Origin of the sequence: Bacteroides sp. GD17 (assembly GCF_038448625.1) — a bacterium.
Lineage (GTDB): Bacteria > Bacteroidota > Bacteroidia > Bacteroidales > Bacteroidaceae > Bacteroides.
The window spans coordinates 69,287-87,988 of the sequence record NZ_JBCEZS010000006.1 but is presented as its reverse complement, the minus strand read 5'-3'; the positions used below and the strand labels follow the sequence as shown (position 1 = coordinate 87,988).

Genomic DNA, 18,702 nt, shown 5'->3' with positions numbered 1-18,702 from the left:
TAGATTATTTACTTTCTTAATCAGAAAGGAAAATATGATTGCCAAAAGTATGGATAATCTTTTACCGGTGCAAGAAAATGCCTGAAAAACAATACTTACTTTATGCAACTTGTTGCATAAAATCAGAAAGCTTCTGTCATGTTGAAATAGAATAAGGTCTGATTATTTACTGTGTTCTTTCCCAAATCCAGGCGGACATTCATGCGTGGTTGTACTTCTATGCGAAGTCCTACGCCGTAATTGGGCAGTACACCCTCTATTTTGCCGGGAGTAGGACCCATGAAGCCGCATCCGGTCCATGCCACGAAGCCTACATGGTTGAGCATCCGTTTCGTCCATGTACTGCGGTCGGTGTTGATCATCTGCCGATACTCGGCCATAACGACGTGCGAGGATTTGTCCCGATATTGCCCCATGTAGTAACCGCGCAGGTCGAACGGCGTACCTGTGAGGGCATATTGCGTCAAGGGTACATCGCCGAATACATTCTTGGTCTGAGCAGTCCAGGCCAGCACCTTGCGATTGCCGAGCGATTTGTATTGGCGATAGTCGATTTCCAACCGATAGAAAGTCTGGTCACTGCCGATGAACTTGGCGTACATCATGCCGCGGAAGTCCAGATACATGCCTCGGTAAGCGTTGGCAGGGACATCGCGACTGTCGTAAGTCAGCAGAAAGCCGACGCCGGAGTTGAAGTTGTTGTAACCACTGGCCGTACCGCCTGCCTTTTTATAAGACTCTTCTTCTACGAGGAACTTTCCCGGTTCCGTCAGGTGGTCGTAATTGATGTCGATTTGAGGACCGGCAAAGATGTTGCTGTTGCCCAGACGGAACAAGAACCAGGGATTGATTTGCACGCCGCTGTAACGGTACTTGCTGGTGCTGTCGCTGCGTATGTAATCTCTGTTGGTCTTATAGCCGAGTCCATAGAAGTTCTCTTCCGTATTCTTGTAGCTGAATTTACCGAAGATGCGGAAACGGTCGCCTTTAAAGAAAAGTTGCGGCTTGGAGAAGAGGTTGATACCTCCTTTGAACATGAAGGCGATGGCCACGGGAACGACAGAACGCAATTGTATGCTGTCACTCGGATTGATACGGAATGTCATCAAAGCGCTTCCACCAAGCACGGCACCGAAGTCGGGTGTATAGCTGGGACCGCCCAGAATATTGTAATGTAAGTTTCGCTGCGCCACCTTTTGTTTGCGTAATTCTTTTTTTGTCAATGCCGGAGTCGTGTCGTTTGTTACAACACTTGTCTGCTCTTGAGCTGAAGTGGCGGTGAACGCCAGTGTCAGTGTGATGATAATTAGTATATATCTTTTCATATTGTACGAAATGAGGGTGCAAAGGAAACTAATTTCTTTCAAATAGTTTTCAAAGGAATAGATAATTATTCTAAAGATGTCACTAAAATTATCAAAAAAAGACATTACTTTTGCCTGACAAGCGGGCATTTTAGGTGATGCCATCTTTCGATTATTGTATAACTAACATATTTAATACGTTATGAAACAACGATTTTTATCTGTAATTGTTTTCAGTGCCGCACTGTTTTCCTTGCAGGCACAGGATGGGGGCATCAGCCCGGGTATGCTTGAACAGATCAAGCAAAGCTATGAAGGCACGGCTTCGGACAAAGCGCTCCGCAACGCCATCGGCAATAATGATATTCGCAAACTGGCACTCAATCAGGAGAATCTGACGGGCATGGATACCCATTTCTCTATCAAAGTCAATTCCAAAGGCATTACAAACCAGCAGTCATCCGGCCGTTGCTGGCTGTTTACGGGGCTGAACGTGATGCGTGCCAAGGCACTTGCCAAGTACGGCCTTCCTTCTTTTGAGTTCTCCGAAATCTATCCTTTCTTTTGGGACCAGCTGGAGAAGTCAAACCTCTTCCTGCAAGGCATCATCGATACCGGCAAGAGTCCGATAAACGATAAAACCGTCGAATGGCTTTTCCAGCATCCGTTGAGCGATGGCGGTACGTTTACCGGGGTAGCTGATATTGTTTCCAAATATGGCCTTGTTCCCAAAGAAGCAATGCCGGAAACGAATAGTAGTGACAACACTTCGCGTATGGCAAATCTCATCTCTCTGAAGTTGAAAGAATACGGCCTGCAACTCCGCGAAATGGTGGCCGGTGGTGCCAAACCTGCTGTATTGGAGAAAGAAAAGACAACGATGCTCGGCACCATCTACCGGATGTTGGTATTGAACCTCGGTGTTCCTCCCACAGAATTCGACTACGTTCGCAAAGATGCCAAAGGAAACCCTGTTGAAACGGAACACCATACGCCGATGTCTTTCCTTGAGAAATATGGTGACCGCGGGCTGCTTACCAACTATGTAATGCTGATGAACGACCCCAGCCGGGAGTACTACAAATGTTATGAAATAGACTACGACCGCCATCGCTATGACGGCAAGAACTGGACATACGTCAACCTGCCCGTAGAAGATATCAAAGAGATGGCTATCACCTCTTTGAAAGATAGCACGATGATGTATTTCTCTTGCGATGTAGGCAAGTTCCTTAATTCCGAACGTGGCTTGCTCGATGTAAGGAACTATGATTACGAATCCCTGATGGGCACTACCTTCGGCATGGACAAGAAACAACGCATACAAACCTTCTCCAGTGGCTCTTCCCACGCCATGACATTGATGGCTGTTGACTTGAACAAAGATGGAAAACCCGTGAAATGGATGGTTGAGAATAGTTGGGGAGCTGCAAGCGGCTACCAGGGACATCTTATCATGACCGACGACTGGTTTAATGAATATATGTTCCGCCTGGTGGTAGAGACCAAATATGTTCCTGCCAAAGTTATGGAACTGTTTAAGCAGAAACCTATCCGCTTGCCGGCATGGGATCCGATGTTCGCAGAGGAGAAATGAATGATTTCAGAAATCATTGCTGCAATGATTTCAGAAGTTATTACTGCAATGATTTCTGAAGTTATTGCTGCAATGAAAATATGATAGTTCACCCACCTTCGGAATGCCATAGGAAAAGCTGTATTGAAGAGCATAGACGCGAATGGAATATAGAGTATATTACTATCGTGTTCGTTAACGAAAGGGATTACGGAAATTTCTCCGTAATTCCTTTCTTTTTTACTCTTTATTCACGTTCTTTTTTGCTACTTTTGCGGGCAAATTAATGAAACCATTATTTTATATAAACGCATGGCAAATGTAATTAAGTTACGTAAAGGCCTTGACATTAACCTTAAAGGCGCTGCTGCTAAAGAGTTTATGTCTGTGAAAGAGCCGGGATTCTACGCATTGGTTCCCGATGATTTTACGGGTATCACTCCCAAGGTGGTGGTCAAAGAACAGGAATATGTGATGGCCGGAGGACCCTTGTTTATCGACAAGAATCATCCTGAATTAAAATTTGTTTCGCCCGTTAGCGGCGTAGTGACAAGCGTGGAGCGTGGTGCACGCCGTAAGGTGCTGAACATTGTCGTTGAGGCTGCCACTGAGCAAGACTACGAGGAATTCGGCAAGATGGATCCGTCCAAGATGAACGGTCAGCAAGTGAAAGAAGCACTGCTGCAAACCGGTATGTTCGCCTTCATCCGCCAACGCCCGTACGACGTCATTGCCGATCCGACGGTAACTCCGAAAGCTATCTTCGTTTCAGCTTTCGACAGCAACCCGATGGCTCCCGATTTTGAATTCGCCCTCAAAGGGGAGGAAGCAAATTTCCAGACAGGACTCGACGCTTTGTCAAAGATGGCAAAGACGTATCTGAACATCAGTGTAAAACAAAAAACTACGGCTCTGACGCAAGCCAAGAACGTTACCATCACTGCTTTCGACGGGCCTCACCCGGCAGGTAACGTAGGCGTGCAAATCAACCATCTCTCTCCGGTAGTGAAAGGCGAAACGGTATGGACCATCGGTGCCGAAGCCGTTATCTTCATCGGTCGTCTGATGAATACCGGACGCGTGAATCTGACCCGTACGGTAGCTGTTACGGGCTCTGAAGTGTTGAAACCCGCTTACTGCAAACTGCAAGTCGGCGCACTGCTGACGAACGTTTTCCAAGGCAACGTGACTACCGGTAAAGACCTCCGCTACATCAGCGGCAATGTACTCACCGGCAAGAAGGTTTCTCCGAACGGCTTCCTGGGTGCTTTCGACAGCCAGTTGACGGTAATCCCCGAAGGAGACGAAATCCACGAAATGTTGGGTTGGATTATGCCGCGTTTCAATCAATTCAGTGTCAACCGCTCCTATTTCAGCTGGTTGATGGGCAAGAAAGAATATGTGCTCGATGCCCGTGTGAAGGGTGGCGAACGTCACATGATCATGTCAGGCGAATACGACCGTGTATTCCCGATGGACATCTTCCCCGAATATCTGGTAAAAGCAATCATTGCAGGCGACATCGACCGTATGGAAGCTTTGGGTATCTACGAAGTGGCTCCCGAAGATTTTGCCCTCTGCGAATTCGTTTGTTCTTCCAAAGTGGAAGTGCAGCGCATCGTACGTGCCGGACTTGATATGCTTCGTGCTGAAATGGCATAAATCAAAAATCATAAATCATAAATAGTATAAATGAAAGCGTTAAGAAATTATCTCGACAAGATAAAGCCGAACTTTGAAGAGGGCGGCAAATTCCACGCATTTCGTTCGGTGTTCGATGGCTTCGAAACATTCTTGTTCGTGCCCAACACTACTTCGAAATCGGGAACGCATATTCACGACTCTATCGACAGCAAACGCATCATGTCGATTGTGGTTATTGCGTTGATACCGGCGCTGCTGTTCGGTATGTATAACGTAGGTTACCAGCATTTCACGCATACCGGTGCTACCGGCAGCTTCATCGAAATGTTTGCCTACGGTTTCCTGGCTATATTGCCTAAAATCATTGTATCATACGTAGTAGGTCTCGGCATTGAGTTCGTGGTGGCTCAGTGGAAGAAGGAAGAAATTCAGGAAGGTTTCCTGGTTTCGGGTATCTTGATTCCGATGATTGTTCCGGTGGACTGTCCGTTGTGGATTCTGGCGGTTGCTACTGCATTCTCTGTAATCTTTGCGAAAGAAGTATTCGGTGGTACGGGCATGAACGTGTTCAACGTTGCTTTGATTACCCGCGCATTCCTTTTCTTTGCTTATCCTACCAAGATGTCCGGTGATGCTGTTTGGGTATCCGGCGATTCTATCTTCGGTTTGGGACAACAGGTAGACGGCCTTACGGTAGCTACTCCGCTGGGGGCGGCTGCAACGACAGGTACTTATCCCGATTTCTCCTGGGATATGGTGACCGGTCTTATTCCGGGTTCTATCGGTGAAACCAGTGTCATCGCCATCGCTCTTGGTGCCATTCTGTTGTTGTGGACGGGCATTGCAAGCTGGAAGACGATGTTCTCCGTATTCGTAGGTGGTGCTTTTATGGCATTCATCTTCAATGCAATCGGTCCTGACACTCCGATGGCTCAGATGCCTTGGTACGAACACCTCGTGCTGGGTGGTTTCTGCTTCGGTGCCGTGTTTATGGCTACCGACCCTGTTACTTCGGCACGTACCGAAACAGGTAAGTATATTTTCGGTTTCCTGATTGGTGCCATGGCTATCATTATCCGTGTGCTGAACCCCGGTTACCCCGAAGGTATGATGCTTGCCATCCTGCTGATGAACATCTTCGCTCCGCTGATTGACTACTGTGTGGTACAGGGCAACATCGGCCGTCGCGAGAAACGTGCAATCAAGTCTAACAATTAAATACCGGAATAGAAATGAATACCAATAGTAATAGTTATACTATCATTTATGCTTCGGTAATGGTTGTTATCGTTGCATTCCTGCTGGCATTCGTAAGTTCTTCACTGCGCGAAACGCAGAACAAGAATGTGGAACTTGATACGAAGAAGCAAATCCTTGCCGCTCTCAACATCAAGGACGTAAAGGATGCCGAAGCAGAATATAATAAATATGTAAAGGGCGATATGCTGATGAACGTTGACGGTACACTGACAGAGAATACCGACGGATTTGCTACCGCTTACGAAAAAGAAGCCAAAGAAAACCATCGTCTGCATGTATTTGTTGCAGAAGTGAACGGAGAAAAGAAATATGTATTCCCCGTTTACGGTGCAGGTCTTTGGGGTGCTATCTGGGGTTATGTGGCGCTGAACAGTGACAAAGATACCGTTTACGGTGTTTACTTCTCTCATGCCAGCGAAACTCCGGGTCTGGGTGCCGAAATCGCTACTCCTCACTTCCAGGGAGAATTCCCGGGTAAGAAGACGTTGGAGAACGGTGAAGTAGCCCTCGGCGTTGTGAAGAACGGTAAGGTAGAGAAACCTGATTATCAGGTGGACGGTATTTCGGGTGGTACCATCACTTCTGTAGGTGTGGATGCCATGCTGAAGGCTTGTCTGAGCAACTACAAGAACTTTTTAACTAATAATAATGAGGAGGAATAAGAATATGGGACAATTGTTTTCAAAGAAGAATAAAGAAGTATTCTCTACTCCGCTTGGACTGAACAACCCCGTTACCGTACAGGTGTTGGGTATCTGTTCCGCTTTGGCCGTTACTGCAAAACTGGAGCCTGCCATTGTGATGGGTCTTTCGGTGACGGTGATTACAGCATTTGCCAATGTCGTGATCTCATTGCTGCGCAAGACGATTCCTAACCGTATCCGTATCATCGTTCAGTTGGTGGTTGTTGCCGCATTGGTAACGATTGTAAGTGAGATCCTGAAGGCTTTTGCTTATGACGTAAGTGTACAGCTTTCTGTTTACGTAGGTCTGATTATTACAAACTGTATCCTGATGGGACGCTTGGAAGCATTTGCCATGCAGAACGGTCCTTGGGAGTCCTTCCTCGACGGTGTGGGCAACGGTTTGGGATATGCCAAGATTTTGATTATCGTAGCTTTCTTCCGCGAACTGCTTGGTTCGGGTACATTGCTCGGTTTCAACATCCTGAACTACGAACCTCTGCAGAAAATAGGTTATGTGAATAACGGCTTGATGTTGATGCCTCCTATGGCGCTGATTATCTGTGCTTGCATCATCTGGTATCAACGTGCACGTCACAAAGAACTGCAAGAAAAGTAATCACTAAGTAAACAGAAAGAACATGGAACATTTATTAAGTTTATTCGTCCGCTCCATCTTTGTGGACAACATGATATTCGCGTTCTTCCTCGGTATGTGCTCTTATCTGGCCGTATCGAAGAATGTGAAGACTGCCGTGGGACTGGGTATCGCCGTAACTTTCGTGTTGGTGGTTACGCTTCCGGTCAACTATCTATTGCAAACCAAGGTGCTCGGGCCTAACGCTATCATTGAAGGCGTAGACCTCAGCTTCCTGAGTTTTATTCTTTTCATTGCCGTAATTGCCGCTATCGTGCAGTTGGTAGAAATGATTGTGGAACGTTTCAGCCCTTCGCTCTACGCTTCACTGGGTATCTTCCTGCCGCTGATTGCCGTAAACTGTGCCATCATGGGTGCATCGCTCTTCATGCAGCAACGCATCACGATGGGCGAGAGCGATCCGAAGTACATCGGTGACGTTTGGGATGCTATCTCTTATGCACTGGGTTCCGGTATCGGCTGGTTGCTGGCTATTGTCGGTCTGGCTGCTATCCGCGAGAAAATGGCTTATTCTGACGTACCTGCTCCGCTGAAAGGTTTGGGCATCACGTTCATCACGGTAGGCTTGATGGCAATGGCATTTATGTGTTTCTCTGGTTTGAACATCTAATAAGAAAGGAATAAAACAATGGATATGAATATGATATTAGCAAGCATTGGAGTATTCCTCGTGGTTGTTCTGCTGCTTGTCGTTATCCTGCTGGTTGCCAAGAACTTCCTGGTGCCTTCAGGTAATGTAAAACTTACTATCAACGGCGACAAGGTGCTGGATGTAGCTTCCGGTTCCACGTTGCTGAATACGCTGTCTGTAAACGGTGTGTTCCTTTCCTCCGCTTGTGGTGGTAAGGGCTCCTGCGGACAGTGCAAATGCCAGGTTGTAGAAGGCGGTGGCGAAATCCTGCCTTCTGAAACTCCTCACTTCAGCCGTAAGCAAATCCAGGACCATTGGCGTCTGGGTTGCCAGGTGAAGGTGAAAGGCGACATGGGTATCAAGATCGACGAGTCTGTACTCGGTGTGAAAGAGTGGGAGTGCGAGGTTATCTCCAACAAGAACGTGGCTACGTTTATCAAAGAGTTTATCGTGGCATTGCCTAAGGGCGAACACATGGACTTCGTTCCGGGTTCTTATGCACAGATCAAGATACCTAAATACTCAATGGATTATGATAAAGACATTGATAAGAGTCTGATTGGTGAAGAATACCTGCCTGCATGGGAGAAATTCGGTTTGTTGGGCTTGAAGTGTAGAAACGATGAGGAAACTATTCGTGCTTACTCTATGGCGAACTATCCTGCTGAGGGTGACCGTATCATGTTGACGGTGCGTATTGCTACTCCGCCGTTCAAACCGAAAGATCAGGGCCCGGGCTTTATGGATGTAATGCCGGGTATCGCCTCTTCTTATATCTTCACACTGAAACCGGGCGATAAGGTAATCATGAGTGGTCCTTACGGAGACTTCCACCCGATATTCGACTCCAAGCGTGAGATGATGTGGGTAGGTGGTGGTGCCGGTATGGCTCCGTTGCGTGCACAAATCATGCACATGACGAAGACGCTGCATACTACCGACCGCGTGATGAACTACTTCTATGGTGCGCGTGCATTGAACGAAGTGTTCTATCTGGAAGACTTCCTGCAGATAGAGAAAGACTTCCCCAACTTCAAGTTCCACCTCGCACTGGACCGTCCCGACCCTGCAGCCGATGCAGCGGGCGTGAAGTATACTCCGGGATTCGTACACAACGTAATCTACGAGACTTACTTGAAAGATCACGAAGCTCCCGAAGACATCGAATACTACATGTGTGGTCCCGGCCCGATGTCGAAAGCTGTTGAGAAGATGCTCGACGATCTCGGCGTTCCGGCTCAGAACCTGATGTTCGATAACTTCGGCGGATAAACGAGATTTGAGATTTGAATAAGGAACTCCGGTAGGGCTTGGGCTTTACCGGAGTTTTTTGTTACCTTTGGCTCGTCTTATTTAAAATAAAGAATTTATGGAACTTCAAGATATACTCCGCAATCTGCAGATAGAACAACTCACCCCGATGCAGGAAGCTGCACGCGAGGCTTACGGTATGAATAAAGATTTGGTATTGCTTTCGCCTACCGGTTCGGGCAAGACGCTGGCTTTTCTTCTGCCGTTGGTGCAAACGTTGAAAGCAGATGTGCAAGGTGTGCAGGCGGTAGTGTTGGTACCTTCGCGCGAGCTGGCTTTGCAGATTGAAACCGTATTCAAGTCAATGAATACTCCTTTTAAGGCTATGAGTTGTTATGGCGGACGTCCTGCGATGGAAGAACATCGGACGATGAAAGGTATCAATCCTTCTGTCATTATAGGTACGCCCGGTCGTATGAACGACCATTTGCGGAAAGAAAATTTCGATGCCCGTACCGTCACCACTTTAGTTATCGATGAGTTTGATAAATGCCTTGAATTCGGTTTCCATGATGAAATGGCGGAAGTTATCGGGCAGTTACCTTCTTTGAAGAAGCGTGTATTACTCTCTGCTACCGATGCCGAGGAAATCCCACAATTTGCAGGAGTGGGAGGGAATGTGGAGGTCAACTCTACGATCCCCAAGAGCCACTCTACACTTCTGAAGTTGAACTTCCTGGCTACTGAACCTGTTTCTGACCGTTTGAGCTTGCAAAAGGTACTGTCTCCCGAAAAAGATAAGCTGGAAACGCTTTATCGCCTGCTCTGTACATTGGGTGACCGTTCTACTTTAGTCTTCGTCAATTATCGCGAAAGCGTGGAGCGTGTGGCTTCTTATCTGCAATCCAGAAAATTTCCTTGCGATGCCTTCCACGGAGGTATGGAGCAAGCCGACCGTGAACGGGCACTTTATAAATTCCGTAACGGCAGTTGCCCTGTCTTGGTTTCTACTGACCTTGCAGCACGCGGACTGGATATTCCCGGTATCGACAATATTGTGCACTATCATTTACCGGTCAACGAAGAAGCATTCACTCACCGCAACGGGCGTACAGCTCGCTGGGAGGCGCGTGGCTCTTCTTTTCTTCTCCTCCATGCCGAAGAGCGTCTTCCTGATTATATCCCCGAAGACATCCCAGCCTTTGAACTGCCGGAGCAGACGCCGAAACCTGCCAAATCCCGTTGGACTACCTTATATATAGGTAAAGGGAAAAAGGATAAGTTGAATAAGATAGATATCGTAGGTTTCTTATATAAGAAAGGAGGACTGACAAAAGAAGATGTCGGTCAGGTGGATGTAAAAGAACACTATGCTTTTGTAGCCGTTCGTCGTAGCAAAGCCAAGCAACTCCTTACCTTGATTCACGGTGAGAAAATCAAAGGGATGAAAACGATTATTGAGGAGGCAAAATGAGTTTTTCTTATAAATATTCGTTTTTATTTCACTTTTCCTATTAAATGAAAAGTATGCATTCTTAATAACTTTCAGTTTACCTTTTAATACAGTTCTTGATAAGTATATGTAACAAATTGGTGTATATTTCTTGTATATACCAATAAAAAGTAAGGTAAATGCGGTTGAAAAAATGAATTTCATAAGGAAAGATTTGTAATACGGAAAAAAATCCGTAATTTCGCCATGTCATAAGACATTTAATGAACGAAATTGTATAACCAAAACAAACTTCAAATGAAAAAGCATAATTTCAATGCAGGACCTTCCATTCTCCCGCGCGAGGTGATAGAGGATACAGCGAAGGCTATTTTAGATTTCAATGGATCCGGTCTCTCTCTGATGGAGATTAGCCACCGTGCTAAAGACTTCCAACCCGTAGTGGACGAAGCCGTGGCGTTATTCAAAGAATTGCTCAATATACCCGAAGGTTATTCGGTACTGTTCTTGGGTGGTGGTGCCAGTCTGGAATTCTGCATGATACCTTTCAATTTCCTCGACAAAAAAGCAGCTTATCTGAATACCGGCGTATGGGCCAAGAAAGCAATGAAAGAAGCTAAAGCTTTCGGCGAGGTTGTAGAAGTAGCCTCCTCTGCCGAAGCCAACTATACTTATATTCCGAAGGATTATACAGTTCCGGCTGATGTTGATTATTTCCACATTACTACTAACAATACGATTTACGGTACGGAACTGAAGAGTGACCTTGATGTCAATGTTCCGATGGTTGCCGATATGTCTTCCGATATTTTCTCCCGTCCTATCGACGTGTCTAAGTATATCTGTATCTATGGTGGTGCACAGAAGAATTTGGCTCCTGCCGGTGTGACATTCGTTATCGTGAAAGATGAAGCAGTAGGCAAAATGTCCCGTTACATCCCGACTATGCTGAACTATCAGACTCACATTGACGGAGGTTCTATGTTCAATACTCCTCCTGTTGTTCCTATTTATGCAGCATTGCAGACATTGCGCTGGATCAAGGCACAGGGCGGTGTGAAGGAAATGGAACGTCGTGCCATCGAGAAGGCAGACATGTTGTATGCTGAAATCGATCGCAACAAACTGTTTGTAGGTACGGCTGCCCAAGAAGACCGTTCACGCATGAACATCTGCTTCGTGATGGCTCCCGAATACAAAGACCTCGAAGCTGACTTCCTGAAGTTTGCTACAGAAAGAGGTATGGTAGGTATCAAGGGACACCGTTCAGTAGGTGGATTCCGTGCATCTTGCTACAATGCAATGCCGAAAGAAAGTGTACAAGCACTGATTGACTGCATGCAGGAATTTGAGAAACTTCATTAATAATATTTTGATTCACCACAGAGGACACAGAGTCCCACAGAGATTGGACTAAAGAAAAAACTCTGTGAAACTCAGTGTCACTCTGTGGTGAATTCTTTTTTAATACCAATTGAATCATGAAAGTATTAGTCGCAACAGACAAACCGTTTGCTAAAGTAGCAGTAGACGGTATTCGCAAAGAAATTGAAGCAGCGGGTTATGAACTCGTTTTGCTGGAAAAATATGGTGAGAAGGCAAAATTGCTGGAAGCAGTGAAAGATGCTAACGCCATTATTATCCGTAGCGACATCATTGATGCCGAAGTTTTGGATGCAGCCAAAGAATTGAAAATCGTAGTACGTGCAGGTGCAGGTGTAGACAATGTAGATCTTGCTGCTGCCACTGCTCATAACGTATGTGTAATGAACACTCCGGGGCAGAATTCCAATGCCGTAGCCGAACTGGTTTTCGGATTGATGGTGATGGCTGTCCGCAATATGTATAATGGTACTTCGGGTACGGAACTGAAAGGTAAGAAATTGGGTATTCACGCTTACGGTAACGTAGGTCGCAATGTAGCCCGTGTTGCTAAAGGTTTCGGTATGGATATCTATGCCTATGATGCCTTCTGCCCGAAGGACGTTATCGAGAAAGACGGTGTGAAAGCGCTGGATTCGGTCGAAGAACTTTATTCTACTTGTGACGTTGTATCTCTGCATATCCCTGCTACAGCCGAAACCAAGAACTCTATCAACTATGCATTGGTGAACAAGATGCCGAAGGGCGGTCTGTTGGTAAATACAGCCCGCAAGGAAGTCATCAACGAAGCCGAGTTGATTCAGTTGATGGAAGAACGTTCCGATTTGAAGTACATGACCGACATCATGCCTGCTGCCAACGAAACTTTTGCAGCCAAGTTTGCCGGGCGTTATTTCTCTACACCGAAGAAGATGGGTGCACAGACTGCCGAAGCCAATATCAATGCAGGTATTGCAGCTGCAAAGCAGATTGTAGGGTTCCTGAAAGATGGTTGCGAGAAATTCCGTGTAAACAAGTAATAAGATGAATAGCAAAACTGCCTATAAATTTGCGGTAATCTATTTGATGATAGGTGCCGGAGTATTTGCAGTAAGCAGTATATTCAGAAAAGAACTGTCAGATTTCGCCCTCGGCTTTTGCGAGGGCGTATCTGTTGTACTGATATTAGGTAGCGCTATCTATCTGCTAAGATACTTCACAAAAAAGAAAAACCAATAATCTCCATTAAAAAACACCTTGACTTATGGCTACAATTAAACCTTTTAAAGGCGTTCGTCCTCCGCAGGACTTGGTAGAACAAGTTGCTTCACGTCCTTACGATGTGCTGAACTCGGCCGAAGCGCGCGAAGAAGCAGCAGGAAACGAGAAATCCCTGTATCACATCATTAAACCCGAAATAGATTTTCCCGTTGGTACGGATGAGCATGATGAGTGTGTTTATCAGAAGGCAGCCGAGAATTTCCAAATGTTCCAGGATAAAGGCTGGTTGGTGCAAGATGACAAAGAGAACTACTACGTATATGCTCAGACAATGAATGGCAAGACGCAGTATGGTTTGGTAGTAGGTGCCTATGTTCCCGACTATATGAACGGTGTCATCAAGAAGCACGAACTGACCCGTCGTGATAAGGAAGAAGACCGCATGAAGCATGTCCGTGTGAACAATGCCAATATTGAGCCGGTATTCTTTGCCTATCCCGATAATGATACATTGGATGCCATCATTGCCCGCTATACCGCTCAAAAGCCGGTGTACGACTTTATTGCTCCCGGCGACGGTTTCGGTCACACGTTCTGGATCATTGACAAGCAGGAAGATATAGATGCCATCACCAAAGAGTTTGCCAAGATGCCCGCTCTTTATATTGCCGACGGACACCATCGTAGTGCAGCTGCCGCTTTGGTGGGTGCCGAGAAAGCCAAACAAAACCCGAACCATCGTGGTGATGAAGAATACAACTACTTCATGGCTGTTTGTTTCCCTGCCAATCAGTTGACCATCATCGATTACAACCGCGTTGTGAAAGACTTGAACGGCTTGACTCCCGAACAATTCCTTGCTGCTGTCGGCAAGAACTTCATTGTAGAAGAAAAAGGAACGGAAATCTACAAACCCTCCGGCTTGCATAATTTTGCCCTTTATCTGGAAGGAAAGTGGTATAGTCTGACTGCCAAGCCGGGTACGTACAATGATAATGACCCTATCGGCGTACTGGATGTGACCATCTCCTCCAATCTGATACTGGATGAAGTTCTTGGCATAAAAGATCTTCGTTCCGATAAGCGTATCGACTTCGTAGGCGGTATTCGTGGATTGGGAGAATTGAAGAAGCGTGTGGATAGTGGTGAGATGAAAGTTGCTTTGGCTCTCTATCCCGTTTCTATGAAGCAATTGATGGATATTGCCGATACGGGTAATATTATGCCTCCCAAGACTACTTGGTTTGAACCGAAACTGCGGTCAGGCTTGGTAATTCACAAACTGGACTAAAAGAACAGAGTTAGTCCGTCATTCAGCGCAGCGAAGAATCTCTTCTCTTTGCATAAGAGGGAGTAGGTTCTTCGCTGCGTTCTGAATGACGGACTATATCTTTTCAAGAATGTCGTTTGAAGTATTGTCTCCTCATCCATCGGTCGAACAGCATAAAAAGTGGAATGGCTATAAGTATCAATAGATAGAAAGAGGGTATTTGGACTTTTTCCACTTCTGCGATGGCAGTCGGAGTGAAAGCTTCCCGAATGGTATCTCCAAAATAGACAATCAGCCCTGCTATACTACTACCTATCAGGAAAACCGCTGCAATGATGGTTGCCAGCAAAGTTCTCCGTTCCGTTCTCTTTTCGCGTAAGCGTACGGACTCTTCCACCTTCTGCATGGTGCGATAGGCAAAGTTGGGAGACAGACGGAAAGCGCTCTGTTCCTGCATTGCCTTTTTCAGTCCTTTATCTTTATCTTCTTCGTTCATACTGTTTCCTGTTTCATTAAAACATATATTTTTTTGCGTATGCGGTGCAACTTTACCTTGGCGTTGCTTTCCGTCAGTCCTGAGATTAGAGCGACCTCATGCATTGTCTTCTCTTCATAATAGAACAAGCTGATCAATGCCCGTTCTTCCGAGTCGAGTTGCTCCACGGCTCTTTTCAATTTTGCGATCTGTTCCTCACCTTCTTCATTCAAGGCTTCGTCAACTTGGGCGTCCGATATATTGGCGAGTAACGTATCGTCCATGGCAAAGGTATCGAATTTCTTTTTCCGTGCGCTCGAAATAGCTGTATTATAAGCTATCGAATAAATCCACGTAGAAAAAGAGCTGCTTCCTTTGAAAGATTCGAGATGCTGAAAAGCTTTCAGAAATACATCCTGCGTCAGTTCTTCTGCATCCTCCTGGTTGGAGACAATGCGGACAATCAGGCTGAATACCTGCTGACCGTATGTATCGAGAAAGTACTCGTAAAGAGCTGTTTCTCCATTCAAGATACGCCGGATGATATGTTTTTCGTCATCTTTCATTTTGTCTGTTAGACGCAGCATTGCCGGGATGGTTACAACTTTTAGATGAAAAAATATTTTTTATCAGAAAAGTGTAACCTCATAAAAGTCATTGCGTCTAAAGGGTACAAAGAAACGAAAATACTAACTTAAAAAGAAACGAATATGATGGATTTTATTATGGTGCCTGCAGTAATGACAATCATTACTTTGGGAGTTTACAAACTGTTCGAACTGTTTGTTTGCAAAAGAGAGAGAATCATGCTGATTGAGAAAATGGGTGATCAGCCAGAAATGCCAAAGATGCCGGTTGCCAAGTTATATGGTAACTTCTCTAACTTCTCTTTTTCGGCTTTGAAGATAGGATGTCTATTGGCCGGTATGGGACTTGGACTATTGATAGGATATTTTATCTGTTACGCAACGATTCCCGAATTCTTTACCACTGACAGATGGGCTTATCGAGAAACTGCTTCTCTGATTTATGGTGCTTGCGTATTGGGATTTGGCGGAATTGGTCTTATTACCTCTTTTGTTATAGAATTGAAGCTCAATAAGAAGTAATACGAAAAAAAACACGATATTTGTCTCCTGAAATGAGGTTCATTTCTAGGATGGATCTAAAAATATCAGGAGACAATGAAGATACTGATTCTTAATAGTAGCCCCCGCCGACAGGGGAATATTTCGAAGATGCTGGAAGCGATGAAGCAAGAAGCTGAAAGTGGTGGAGCAGAAGTAACATTTGTACGTGTGCCGGACTTGCAGGTTCGTCCTTGCATCGGTTGTATGAAGTGCCGCTATACTCTGAAGTGCTGCTTGCCCGAAGATGATTCGCAAAAGGTATTGCAGTTGATAAAGGAAGCAGATGCTTTGATTATCGGTGCCCCCTGCTATTGGGGAAACTTGCCGGGAGAACTGAAAGTGCTTTTCGACCGTATGGTCTACGGTATGATGGGGGAGAACTCCTGGGGAATGCCTCTTCCGCTGCATAAGGGCAAGAAGGCAGTCATTGTAAGCACATGTACTACTCCCTATCCCTTCAACATCCTCTACAACCAGTCGCATGGAGTGGTGAAGGCACTGAAGGAAATCCTGAAATGGAGTGGGTTCAAGATTGTGAAGACGATTGAAAAGGGAGGAACCAAGAAGCATCCGGGACTGTCGGAGAAAGAAATGGCGCGCTGCCGTAAAACAGTACAATTATTAAGCATTGCCTGATGAACAAAACTTCTTCTTGTCTTGTTAGAATATCAGTAACAGAAAATTCAATAGGTATGAATATAGATAAGAACAAGAAGAAGAAGAAAGAAATGTTGCCCGGGCAACAGATCGGCCTTTATGGTAAGGCTGATAAGAAAGATGTTCGTCAGATGGTTAAGATTTTGAATCCTGACAAAAACAGTATGGAGAGCAGAGGTTAATCCTCTGCTTTTTTTATGTTCCTTTAGATGAAGCGTTGCCGGCAGCATTGAATAATGCGGCAGATCTGCTCTACTGTTCTGCAAATATTCTCTTGTGCAAAAGCTGGCTCCGTTGCTTGCTCTAAAGACATGGGAGAAGGAGTGATGGAAAATACTCCCTGAAATCCAGCTCTATTCAGTTCCTCTACATCTTCTATAGAGCCTGCCAATAAGATGACGGGAATATGCTGTCTTCTTGCTTCTTCCAATACTCCCAAGGGGACTTTTCCCATAACAGTTTGTCGGTCTGACTTGCCTTCACCAGTGATAATGAGATCGGCACCTTTTATGCTTTCGGAGAAGTGAAGAGTGTCCAGCAATAACCGGATGCCGGGCTTCAATTCTGCATTCAGGAATGCCGATAGCCCTCCGCCCATGCCACCGGCTGCACCGGCACCGGGTACGTGTGTGATATCTCTGCCCGTAAATTTATAGATTACTTTAGCCAGTTTCTTCATATTCTTGTCCAACTTAGCCACCATTTCCGGGTCTGCTCCCTTTTGCGAAGCAAAGACATAAGCTGCACCAGTAGGACCGGTAAACGGATTTTGCACATCACATGCCGCCGTAAAATGAGAGTCTTTAAGTGCCGGATGTACAGCAGAAGAATCAATAGAGGCAACATCGGCCAGTAATGCTCCGCACATACCGTCAGGTCCCAACTCTTTTCCGCTTTTATCCAGAAAGCGGAATCCTACCGCTTGCAGCATTCCTAAACCTGCGTCGTTGGTTGCACTGCCGCCAAGTCCAATGATGAAGTTCCTGCATCCCCGTTCCAGTGCATCATATATCAATTCTCCCGTTCCGAGAGTAGTTGTCAACATCGGGTTACGTTTCTCTTTGGGAACGAGGGGAAGTCCGCTAATGGCTGCCGTTTCAATAAAAGCCGTCTGTCCGTCACCGGAAATGCCGTATTGAGTATTACGCAGTTCCAGCAGAGGGGAGTGGGCACAGACGGAAATGCGTCTTCCTCCGGTGGCGGCAATAAGTGCATCCTGCATCCCTTCTCCTCCGTCGGCCACGGGAAAGCTGATTACTTCGCATTCGGAGAAGACATTTCGTATACCTTTGGTAGCAGCAATTGCTGCTGCTGCCGAGGTGAGGCATTCTTTGAAAGAATCTATGGCGATTATTACTTTTTTCATGGAATGATCTGTTTGTTTTCGTCACGGTGTCCCGGATATTAGGAAACATGCCTTTACAAAGGTAAACTTTTCCGATGTAAATCTCTGCATAAAACAGGAAAACTGAGTATATTTGCAGCATGAGCGAAGATACGTATAAAACCATTACCGCCCCATCCGAGGGAATTTACACAGAGAAGCGTAGCAAGTTTATCGCTATCGCTCTGCCGGTGCGTACGGTCGAAGAAGTGAAAGCGCATCTGGAAACTTATCAAAAGAAGTATTACGATGCCCGCCACGCGTGCTATGCCTATATGCTGGGGGCCGAACGCAAAGACTTCCGTGCCAATGACAACGGAGAACCCTCCGGCACGGCAGGCAAACCCATCCTTGGACAAATCAACTCCAATGAACTGACGGACATTCTGATTATCGTAGTCCGTTATTTCGGAGGCATCAAGTTGGGTACAAGCGGACTGATTGTTGCCTATAAAGCAGCTGCTGCCGAGGCTATAGCTGCCGCTACGATTATAGAGAAGACAGTAGATGAAACCGTCGCTTTTCTTTTTGAATATCCCATGATGAACGATGTGATGCGTGTGGTGAAGGAAGAGGAGCCGGAGATACTGGAACAATCGTACGACATGGATTGCCGTATGGTGCTTCGCATCCGCAAGTCCATGATGCCGAAGTTGCGGGCACGGCTGGAGAAAGTAGAAACTTTACGTTTTGAAGAAGCATAAAGTTATTATCGGGTGCTTCCGTGATGCTTGGGTTAAAAG

Annotated in this window: 20 protein-coding genes; 16 read left to right on the top strand and 4 right to left on the bottom strand. The window is 45.9% G+C overall.

Annotation, left to right across the window (positions count from 1 at the left end; genetic code table 11):
* Positions 1–122 precede the first annotated feature (122 nt).
* Positions 123–1,325, bottom strand: a complete 1,203-nt coding sequence (locus tag AAE250_RS11210; protein ID WP_294601021.1) for a BamA/TamA family outer membrane protein — start codon at positions 1,323–1,325, stop codon at positions 123–125.
* A gap of 181 nt (positions 1,326–1,506) precedes the next feature.
* On the opposite strand from AAE250_RS11210, the gene AAE250_RS11205 reads away from it, so the two are divergent.
* The 12 genes from AAE250_RS11205 (at position 1,507) to AAE250_RS11150 (ending at position 14,334) form a co-directional block, all read left to right on the top strand.
* Positions 1,507–2,901: a C1 family peptidase gene (locus AAE250_RS11205; protein ID WP_294601020.1), complete on the top strand. Its 1,395-nt coding sequence runs from the start codon at positions 1,507–1,509 to the stop codon at positions 2,899–2,901.
* 291 nt (positions 2,902–3,192) lie between these two features.
* Positions 3,193–4,542: a Na(+)-translocating NADH-quinone reductase subunit A gene (locus AAE250_RS11200; protein WP_294601018.1), complete on the top strand. Its 1,350-nt coding sequence runs from the start codon at positions 3,193–3,195 to the stop codon at positions 4,540–4,542.
* 30 nt (positions 4,543–4,572) lie between these two features.
* On the top strand, positions 4,573–5,742 hold the full coding sequence (locus AAE250_RS11195) for an NADH:ubiquinone reductase (Na(+)-transporting) subunit B (RefSeq protein ID WP_294601016.1): 1,170 nt from the start codon (positions 4,573–4,575) through the stop codon (positions 5,740–5,742).
* A gap of 14 nt (positions 5,743–5,756) precedes the next feature.
* Positions 5,757–6,446 carry a Na(+)-translocating NADH-quinone reductase subunit C gene (locus AAE250_RS11190; protein ID WP_342288904.1) on the top strand — a complete coding sequence of 230 codons (690 nt, stop codon included), beginning with the start codon at positions 5,757–5,759 and terminating at the stop codon, positions 6,444–6,446.
* Between the two features lie 4 nt (positions 6,447–6,450).
* Complete coding sequence (locus AAE250_RS11185; protein ID WP_342288903.1) at positions 6,451–7,086, top strand: NADH:ubiquinone reductase (Na(+)-transporting) subunit D; 636 nt, start codon at positions 6,451–6,453, stop codon at positions 7,084–7,086.
* Positions 7,087–7,108: 22 nt separating this feature from the next.
* Positions 7,109–7,735: an NADH:ubiquinone reductase (Na(+)-transporting) subunit E gene (gene nqrE / locus AAE250_RS11180; RefSeq protein ID WP_294601012.1), complete on the top strand. Its 627-nt coding sequence runs from the start codon at positions 7,109–7,111 to the stop codon at positions 7,733–7,735.
* A gap of 18 nt (positions 7,736–7,753) precedes the next feature.
* Complete coding sequence (gene nqrF, locus AAE250_RS11175; protein WP_294601010.1) at positions 7,754–9,028, top strand: NADH:ubiquinone reductase (Na(+)-transporting) subunit F; 1,275 nt, start codon at positions 7,754–7,756, stop codon at positions 9,026–9,028.
* A 97-nt stretch (positions 9,029–9,125) separates the two neighbouring features.
* A complete protein-coding gene (locus AAE250_RS11170) occupies positions 9,126–10,481 on the top strand; it encodes a DEAD/DEAH box helicase (protein ID WP_294601008.1) in 1,356 nt (451 codons plus the stop codon).
* A gap of 276 nt (positions 10,482–10,757) precedes the next feature.
* On the top strand, positions 10,758–11,825 hold the full coding sequence (gene serC, locus AAE250_RS11165) for a 3-phosphoserine/phosphohydroxythreonine transaminase (protein ID WP_294601006.1): 1,068 nt from the start codon (positions 10,758–10,760) through the stop codon (positions 11,823–11,825).
* A gap of 116 nt (positions 11,826–11,941) precedes the next feature.
* A complete protein-coding gene (locus tag AAE250_RS11160; RefSeq protein ID WP_294601004.1) occupies positions 11,942–12,862 on the top strand; it encodes an NAD(P)-dependent oxidoreductase in 921 nt (306 codons plus the stop codon).
* 4 nt (positions 12,863–12,866) lie between these two features.
* A complete protein-coding gene (locus AAE250_RS11155; RefSeq protein WP_294601001.1) occupies positions 12,867–13,061 on the top strand; it encodes a hypothetical protein in 195 nt (64 codons plus the stop codon).
* A gap of 25 nt (positions 13,062–13,086) precedes the next feature.
* Entirely contained in the window at positions 13,087–14,334 is a 1,248-nt protein-coding gene (locus tag AAE250_RS11150; protein ID WP_294600999.1) for a DUF1015 domain-containing protein, read from the top strand.
* Positions 14,335–14,437: 103 nt separating this feature from the next.
* On the opposite strand, the gene AAE250_RS11145 is transcribed toward AAE250_RS11150, so the two are convergent.
* A complete protein-coding gene (locus AAE250_RS11145) occupies positions 14,438–14,809 on the bottom strand; it encodes a hypothetical protein (protein ID WP_294600998.1) in 372 nt (123 codons plus the stop codon).
* Entirely contained in the window at positions 14,806–15,354 is a 549-nt protein-coding gene (locus tag AAE250_RS11140; RefSeq protein WP_294601078.1) for an RNA polymerase sigma factor, read from the bottom strand. The genes AAE250_RS11145 and AAE250_RS11140 overlap by 4 nt, the downstream gene beginning before the upstream one ends.
* 144 nt (positions 15,355–15,498) lie before the next feature.
* On the opposite strand from AAE250_RS11140, the gene AAE250_RS11135 reads away from it, so the two are divergent.
* The 3 genes from AAE250_RS11135 to AAE250_RS11125 all read left to right on the top strand — a co-directional run bounded on the left by AAE250_RS11135 (position 15,499) and on the right by AAE250_RS11125 (position 16,757).
* Positions 15,499–15,897 carry a DUF6249 domain-containing protein gene (locus tag AAE250_RS11135; protein ID WP_294600996.1) on the top strand — a complete coding sequence of 133 codons (399 nt, stop codon included), beginning with the start codon at positions 15,499–15,501 and terminating at the stop codon, positions 15,895–15,897.
* Between the two features lie 75 nt (positions 15,898–15,972).
* The gene (locus tag AAE250_RS11130) at positions 15,973–16,554 is read left to right on the top strand and encodes a flavodoxin family protein (RefSeq protein ID WP_294600994.1); all 582 of its coding nucleotides are present in this window, start codon (positions 15,973–15,975) and stop codon (positions 16,552–16,554) included.
* 56 nt (positions 16,555–16,610) lie between these two features.
* Positions 16,611–16,757, top strand: a complete 147-nt coding sequence (locus AAE250_RS11125) for a hypothetical protein (protein WP_294600993.1) — start codon at positions 16,611–16,613, stop codon at positions 16,755–16,757.
* Positions 16,758–16,780: 23 nt separating this feature from the next.
* Here the strand turns inward: AAE250_RS11125 and AAE250_RS11120 are convergent, their stop codons facing one another.
* The gene (locus tag AAE250_RS11120) at positions 16,781–17,941 is read right to left on the bottom strand and encodes a glycerate kinase family protein (RefSeq protein ID WP_294600991.1); all 1,161 of its coding nucleotides are present in this window, start codon (positions 17,939–17,941) and stop codon (positions 16,781–16,783) included.
* 119 nt (positions 17,942–18,060) lie between these two features.
* On the opposite strand from AAE250_RS11120, the gene AAE250_RS11115 reads away from it, so the two are divergent.
* Positions 18,061–18,663 (top strand): IMPACT family protein, encoded by a 603-nt coding sequence (locus tag AAE250_RS11115; protein WP_294600989.1) that lies wholly within the window; start codon positions 18,061–18,063, stop codon positions 18,661–18,663.
* Positions 18,664–18,702: the final 39 nt, after the last annotated feature.

What these genes read in the sequence shown, in the direction of transcription:
- serC (WP_294601006.1), top strand. Translation starts at nt 10,758, where the DNA reads ATGAAAAAGCATAATTTCAATGCAGGACCTTCCATTCTCCCGCGCGAG.
- AAE250_RS11200 (WP_294601018.1), top strand. Translation starts at nt 3,193, where the DNA reads ATGGCAAATGTAATTAAGTTACGTAAAGGCCTTGACATTAACCTTAAA.
- AAE250_RS11115 (WP_294600989.1), top strand. Translation starts at nt 18,061, where the DNA reads ATGAGCGAAGATACGTATAAAACCATTACCGCCCCATCCGAGGGAATT.
- AAE250_RS11195 (WP_294601016.1), top strand. Translation starts at nt 4,573, where the DNA reads ATGAAAGCGTTAAGAAATTATCTCGACAAGATAAAGCCGAACTTTGAA.
- AAE250_RS11160 (WP_294601004.1), top strand. Translation starts at nt 11,942, where the DNA reads ATGAAAGTATTAGTCGCAACAGACAAACCGTTTGCTAAAGTAGCAGTA.
- AAE250_RS11120 (WP_294600991.1), bottom strand. Translation starts at nt 17,941, where the DNA reads ATGAAAAAAGTAATAATCGCCATAGATTCTTTCAAAGAATGCCTCACC.
- AAE250_RS11205 (WP_294601020.1), top strand. Translation starts at nt 1,507, where the DNA reads ATGAAACAACGATTTTTATCTGTAATTGTTTTCAGTGCCGCACTGTTT.
- AAE250_RS11145 (WP_294600998.1), bottom strand. Translation starts at nt 14,809, where the DNA reads ATGAACGAAGAAGATAAAGATAAAGGACTGAAAAAGGCAATGCAGGAA.
- AAE250_RS11140 (WP_294601078.1), bottom strand. Translation starts at nt 15,354, where the DNA reads ATGAAAGATGACGAAAAACATATCATCCGGCGTATCTTGAATGGAGAA.
- AAE250_RS11155 (WP_294601001.1), top strand. Translation starts at nt 12,867, where the DNA reads ATGAATAGCAAAACTGCCTATAAATTTGCGGTAATCTATTTGATGATA.
- AAE250_RS11190 (WP_342288904.1), top strand. Translation starts at nt 5,757, where the DNA reads ATGAATACCAATAGTAATAGTTATACTATCATTTATGCTTCGGTAATG.
- AAE250_RS11130 (WP_294600994.1), top strand. Translation starts at nt 15,973, where the DNA reads ATGAAGATACTGATTCTTAATAGTAGCCCCCGCCGACAGGGGAATATT.
- AAE250_RS11170 (WP_294601008.1), top strand. Translation starts at nt 9,126, where the DNA reads ATGGAACTTCAAGATATACTCCGCAATCTGCAGATAGAACAACTCACC.
- AAE250_RS11150 (WP_294600999.1), top strand. Translation starts at nt 13,087, where the DNA reads ATGGCTACAATTAAACCTTTTAAAGGCGTTCGTCCTCCGCAGGACTTG.
- AAE250_RS11185 (WP_342288903.1), top strand. Translation starts at nt 6,451, where the DNA reads ATGGGACAATTGTTTTCAAAGAAGAATAAAGAAGTATTCTCTACTCCG.
- AAE250_RS11210 (WP_294601021.1), bottom strand. Translation starts at nt 1,325, where the DNA reads ATGAAAAGATATATACTAATTATCATCACACTGACACTGGCGTTCACC.
- nqrE (WP_294601012.1), top strand. Translation starts at nt 7,109, where the DNA reads ATGGAACATTTATTAAGTTTATTCGTCCGCTCCATCTTTGTGGACAAC.
- nqrF (WP_294601010.1), top strand. Translation starts at nt 7,754, where the DNA reads ATGGATATGAATATGATATTAGCAAGCATTGGAGTATTCCTCGTGGTT.
- AAE250_RS11125 (WP_294600993.1), top strand. Translation starts at nt 16,611, where the DNA reads ATGAATATAGATAAGAACAAGAAGAAGAAGAAAGAAATGTTGCCCGGG.
- AAE250_RS11135 (WP_294600996.1), top strand. Translation starts at nt 15,499, where the DNA reads ATGATGGATTTTATTATGGTGCCTGCAGTAATGACAATCATTACTTTG.